General features: G+C 47.9%; 6 protein-coding genes and 1 pseudogene. All 7 read right to left on the minus strand.

The features are described from left to right. Positions 1-168 precede the first annotated feature (168 nt). The 7 genes and pseudogenes from groL to rplS all read right to left on the minus strand — a co-directional run bounded on the left by groL (position 169) and on the right by rplS (position 5,097). Positions 169-1,782: a chaperonin GroEL gene (groL, locus tag QZR21_RS07710; protein WP_296099658.1), complete on the minus strand. Its 1,614-nt coding sequence runs from the start codon at positions 1,780-1,782 to the stop codon at positions 169-171. Positions 1,783-1,815: 33 nt separating this feature from the next. Beyond that, positions 1,816-2,097, minus strand: coding sequence for a co-chaperone GroES (gene groES, locus QZR21_RS07715; RefSeq protein WP_296099656.1), 282 nt, complete (start codon positions 2,095-2,097; stop codon positions 1,816-1,818). 263 nt (positions 2,098-2,360) lie between these two features. Continuing rightward, positions 2,361-3,287, minus strand: coding sequence for a UDP-N-acetylmuramate dehydrogenase (gene murB / locus QZR21_RS07720; protein ID WP_296099655.1), 927 nt, complete (start codon positions 3,285-3,287; stop codon positions 2,361-2,363). Next, a pseudogene (locus QZR21_RS07725) lies at positions 3,284-3,639 on the minus strand (YlbF family regulator). Before QZR21_RS07725 ends, murB begins: the two are co-directional and overlap by 4 nt. Continuing rightward, positions 3,626-4,135, minus strand: coding sequence for a tRNA (cytidine(34)-2'-O)-methyltransferase (locus tag QZR21_RS07735; protein WP_296099653.1), 510 nt, complete (start codon positions 4,133-4,135; stop codon positions 3,626-3,628). The pseudogene QZR21_RS07725 and the gene QZR21_RS07735 overlap by 14 nt, the downstream one beginning before the upstream one ends. A 21-nt stretch (positions 4,136-4,156) precedes the next feature. Beyond that, a complete protein-coding gene (locus tag QZR21_RS07740; protein ID WP_296099651.1) occupies positions 4,157-4,558 on the minus strand; it encodes a hypothetical protein in 402 nt (133 codons plus the stop codon). Positions 4,559-4,755: 197 nt separating this feature from the next. After that, complete coding sequence (gene rplS / locus QZR21_RS07745) at positions 4,756-5,097, minus strand: 50S ribosomal protein L19 (RefSeq protein ID WP_363143241.1); 342 nt, start codon at positions 5,095-5,097, stop codon at positions 4,756-4,758. Positions 5,098-5,549: the final 452 nt, after the last annotated feature.

The raw sequence follows: 5,549 nt of genomic DNA on the forward strand, positions 1-5,549 counted from the left end.
AGCGATGCCAACCCACAACCCTTACGCCCCATTCACCCCGTTTGGGCCGCTCGCCAGCCACAGATCCCATCAGCTCGACAAACCGCAATTGGAACGTCAAAAAGCCGGGGAAAATGATTGACTCATTTTCCCCGGCTTTTATTGTCATTTCAACGGATGACAGTCAGATTACATCATACCGCCCTGGGGCATAGGAGGCATAGCCGGTTTTTCTTCCGGAATATCGCCTACCACAGCTTCCGTGGTAAGAACAAGGGCAGCGATAGAAGCTGCATTCTGCAGTGCGCTTCTGGTTACCTTTGCCGGATCTACGATGCCAGCTTCCAGCATGTTTTCATATTTGTTTTCAGCTGCATTGTAGCCGATGCCTTCGCCTGCTTCTTTGACCTTTTCAGCTACGATGGCGCCTTCAATACCTGCATTGTCAGCAATCTGGCGGACAGGAGCTTCGATAGCGTGACGGACGAGGTTAACGCCGGTCTTTACGTCCCCTTCTGCCTTAATGGAATCCAGGCTGCTCTGGATGTCGAGGAATGTGGTGCCGCCGCCGGCAACGATACCTTCTTCAACAGCAGCGCGGGTAGCATTCAGGGCATCTTCGATACGGAGTCTCTTATCTTTCATTTCTACTTCCGTTGCAGCGCCGACTTCGATGACTGCTACGCCGCCGCTCATCTTAGCGAGACGTTCCTGCAGTTTATCTTTATCGAACTGGGAAACCGCTTCTTTGTACTGTTCGCGGATCTGTTCTACTCTGTGTTTAATAGCATCCTTATCACCAGCGCCGCCTACAATGGTGGTGTTATCCTTTGTGATGCGGACCTGATGGCAGGTGCCGAGGTCATCCAGGGTAGCGCTCTGGAGGTTACGGCCCATGTCTTCAGAAATTACATGGCCACCGGTGAGGATAGCGATATCTTCCAGCATAGCCTTACGGCGATCGCCGAATCCCGGAGCTTTGACAGCAGCGCATTTCAGTGTGCCACGGAGCCTGTTCACAACGAGGGTTGCCAGTGCTTCGCCTTCCACATCTTCAGCGATAATCAGCAGTTCTTTGCCGGAACGGGCTACCTGTTCGAGGAGCTGCAGCATATCCTGGAGCATATTGATTTTCTTGTCCGTAATGAGGATGTATGGATTATCCATGACGCATTCCATCTTATCCGGATCCGTTACCATGTAAGGGGAAAGGTAGCCGCGGTCAAACTGCATGCCTTCTACCACTTTCAGGCTGGTGCCGAGGGTCTTGGAGTCTTCAACGGTGATAACGCCATCGTTGCCTACCTTTTCCATAGCGTCAGCAATGAGTCCGCCAATGGTCTTATCTGCGGAAGAAATGGAAGCAACCTGGGCGATAGCTTCTTTCGTCTTAACAGGAACAGCTCTCTTTTTGATTTCATCTACGAGAACTTTTACGGCTTCTTCAATGCCTTTTTTCAGGACCATGGGGTTTGCACCGGCTGCTACGTTTCTCATGCCCTCATGAATCATGGACTGGGCAAGAAGGGTAGCGGTGGTGGTACCATCGCCGGCTACATCATTGGTCTTGGTAGCTACTTCTTTAACGAGCTGGGCGCCCATATTTTCAAAGGGATCTTTCAGTTCGATTTCACGGGCAATGGAAACACCATCATTGACAATGTTCGGTGCGCCGAACTTCTTATCGAGAACTACGTTGCGGCCTTTCGGTCCCAGGGTAATCTTTACTGCATTAGCCAGCTGGTCCACGCCTCTCAGCAGGGCAGCACGGGCTTCTTCATTATAAAGTACTTTTTTAGCCATTTATGTCACTCCTATACGAACGAAATGTAAAAATTAAAGAATAGCGAGAATATCTCTTTCAGAGAGAAGCAGGTACTTTTCTCCGTTTTCATCAATATCTACACCGGAATATTTAGCAAAAAGCACATGGTCTCCTACCTTTACTTCAAAAGGAAGGCGGGTGCCGTTGTCCAGGACTTTGCCGGAACCTACTGCAAGTACAGTGCCTTTCTGGGATTTTTTCTGAGCTGTATCCGGGAGCAGGATGCCGCCGGCGGTTTTAGTTTCTTCTTCATCAACTTTAACAAGAACACGATCTGCCAATGGTTTTAACATGTCTATTCCTCCTTTGACTATTAGCACTCACTCGCATCGAGTGCTAACTTACTTTTCTATAATACATAACTTTTCTGAGAAATGCAAGGGGGTAAAAATAAAAACAGGAAAATATTTATGAAAGACAGCCGGCGGCAGGGCATGGAAGTTACAAGAAAGGCAGGTGCAGGGATAACAGCGGACGCAAAAAAAGACTGGCCTGAAAGGGTTCTTCTTTTATTTCTCCATCAAAAAAGGACTGTGAATGTTCACAGTCCCTCTTCTTATCGTTCCTGTTTGACTCCTTCTCCGATGATACGGACGTCCAGAGGCACATGGATATGGAAAGTATCCATGATCCTTTTCTGCACTTCATGAAGCACTTCCAGTACTTCTTTGCAGGAAGCATGTCCATTATTCACCACAAAATCAGGATGTTTTGTAGAAACCTGGGCATCTCCGATGGAGAATCCGATCAGGCCGCATTCTTTAATCATGGGGCCCACATGATATCCCGGTGGACGAAGGTACATGGTTCCGGCACTTCTCTTCTCCAAAGGCTGCTTCGTCCGTCTGGAAATCTGGTGTTCCGTCATGTTCCTCTTGATTTCATCAGCATTCCCCGGAGCCAGATGGAGCTTCGCCCCCACGATGATATCTCCGTTATGCATGAAAATGCTGTCACTGTCACCATAGTGGAGATCATCCCAGCCATAGGTTTTCTCTTCTTTCCCGTCACCGGTAATGGTGTAGACTTCTTCCACCACATTTTTCATCTGGCTGCCATAACCATTGGCATTCATGAAAACTGCCCCGCAGAGGGTCCCCGGAATACCTACAGCCCATTCAAACCCCTTCAGGCTGTTCTTTTCGGCAAACCGTGATACTGTACCGGTACCTGCTCCGCCGTGGACAGTAATCCAAGTATCCCGGCATTCCATTTCCGGCTTCAGCCGGTTTGTGCAAAGCGTAATACCCCGGATTCCCAGATCCGAAACGAGAAGGTTGGAACCGCCGCCGATAAAAGTCACCGGGATTCCCTCATCATGGGCTTTGGAAAGAAGAGCCTTCAGCTCTTCCTTTGTCTGAGGTGTTGCAAAGCAGTCTGCCGGCCCGCCAATACCATAGGTGGTATGCCGGCTCATGGGTTCATCCAGCTTGTACTGCCGTTCATTTAAAATTCCATCAAGAAATGCTTTCCAGTCTGTCATTGTTTATCCAATTCCAATACATCCATACCCTGCGCCATTGCATCAGATACGATCTTCTGCAAATCCGCAGCTACCTGATTCCAGCGGATAAATGCCTGGAGATACTCCTGGGCATTGCTGTTATTGCTGACAAGAACTGCCAGTTCCTGGAGGTGCTTGTATCCATCTTCATCTTCCTTCTGGCCTGCCAGCTTTGCATAGTCTGCTTTCATCTGGGCCATGATGTATTCCTTGACCATTTTTTTGCTTCATCATCGCCCTTGATTTTTTCAGCAGCTGCCGTAAGGCGTTTCATTTCATCACTTTCTTTGATGGCCCTTGCCAGGTCATAGGCTGCATCATAGGTATTCATGAGTGTCCTTACCTCCTTTAAATAACCGGCCGCTTTCTTTCAAAAGATGGGGAAAGCCGGTCTGTCTCAGTGCTTCCAATGCCACAATAGCTACAGCATTGGACAGATTGAGAGACCTTGCCTCTTCAATCATAGGAATCCGGATACAGTCTTCCTTATGGGAAAGAAGCATGTCCTCCGGCAGGCCCTTTGTTTCTTTGCCAAAAACAAGTACATCATCCTCATGGAAGGATACTTCTGTATAGGATTTCACTGCTTTTGTCGTATTATAGTAGAAATGATGGCCCTGCAGCATTTTTTCCACGGACTCGAAATTCGGATGCACATGAACCTCCAACAGGTCCCAGTAATCGAGGCCCGCCCTTTTCAGATGTTTATCATCGATGGAAAAGCCCAGCGGTTCCACCAGGTGAAGCGTCAGATGCTCCGCCGCACACAGGCGGGATATATTGCCTGTATTTCCCGGTATCTCCGGTTCTACTAAAACGATATGCATAGTCACGCCCCTGCCAGAAAATCAGAAATAGCTGCCATACCTGTCCCGATAACGGTCAGTCTGTTCCCGTCCTTCATAAAATTTAAAGGTCTTTGGTTTCTGTCCGTCATAGGATATCTGATAAATCGGTCCGGCCTTCATCCCATTTACGGGGATACGGTAAATATTATCATGAAATCCATCGCCTTTTTGGGGTACAGGAAGGCCCGTAGCCTCCAGGCCCTCATTAAACGTAAAAGCCGGTTTATATCCGGGAGACAGGAAATCTGATGGCAGGAGTTCCTCCTTTGTCAGGGGATCTGCCATTTCTACTTCCACCGTCAATTCATCCACTACAAAGACGTTCCGTATTTTATTGGCCGAAACAGGAATCACCATTCCTAAAGATAAGAGTACTGCCGGAATGACATATTTATATTTCATAGGTTCCTCGCTTATAAAATAATAAAACCTGCCCTCTCCCCGCACTTTATTATTCTAACACATTTATGCCGCTAGAAACATAGCAGTTTCCATGGAATATGAGTTCCTTCACCGACCCATGACTCCGCCCCGGTTCGGCGAAGGAGCTCAGCGTTTTCCCAATAAAAAACTGCAGCTTCCGCTGCAGTTTTTTATTATTATTTTCTTTCCTTAATTCTGGCTGCTTTGCCGGACAGGCCACGCAGATAGAACAGTTTAGCACGACGAACAATGCCGCGGCGCTTCACTTCGATCTTTTCCAGACGGGGAGAATGAACCAGGAATGTTCTTTCCACGCCTACGCCGTAGGAAATACGACGAACGGTGAAAGTTTCTCTCACGCCTGCATTCTTTCTGGCAATGACGATACCTTCAAATACCTGTACACGTTCAGTCTTGCCTTCGACAACCTTTACGTGAACTCTTACGGTATCCCCGGGACGGAATTCAGGAATGTCTTTTCTGAGCTGTTCATTTTCCAGTGTTTCAATAATATTCACGATCTTTTCCTCCTTCTCACAAGACATTCATGCCGATCGCTTTTGGCAGAGGACTGTCCAGACTAACAGTAGCATTGTATCATAAGTCTTTCCTGTTTGCAACAAAAAAGAACCGGATACGGTGATGCTGAATGCTTGACTATTATACTATATGAGAAAAGAAAATGCCAGTGGAATTCAAAAGATATTTCTGACCTGCCCGTTGCAGAGGCATCCATTCAAATTGCGGGTTGACGAGCTGATGTGTTCGGCGCTGATGGGTAGAGTCATTCGCATGTAGCTTCTAGCTACTAGCGGCTAGCTGCCAGGAAAGCTGATTCGCCTGCGGCGCTACCCACCCGATATTTCCGTCAGTCATTCGTTCCGTAGGCTGGCCATCTTTCCTGGAAGCCAGGAGCTAGGGAAGCGCTGATTAATTCGCAGAGTCAGATTTCATAAGAATTTTTATGCAC

The organism is uncultured Dialister sp. (assembly GCF_900541605.1).
Lineage (GTDB): Bacteria > Bacillota > Negativicutes > Veillonellales > Dialisteraceae > Dialister.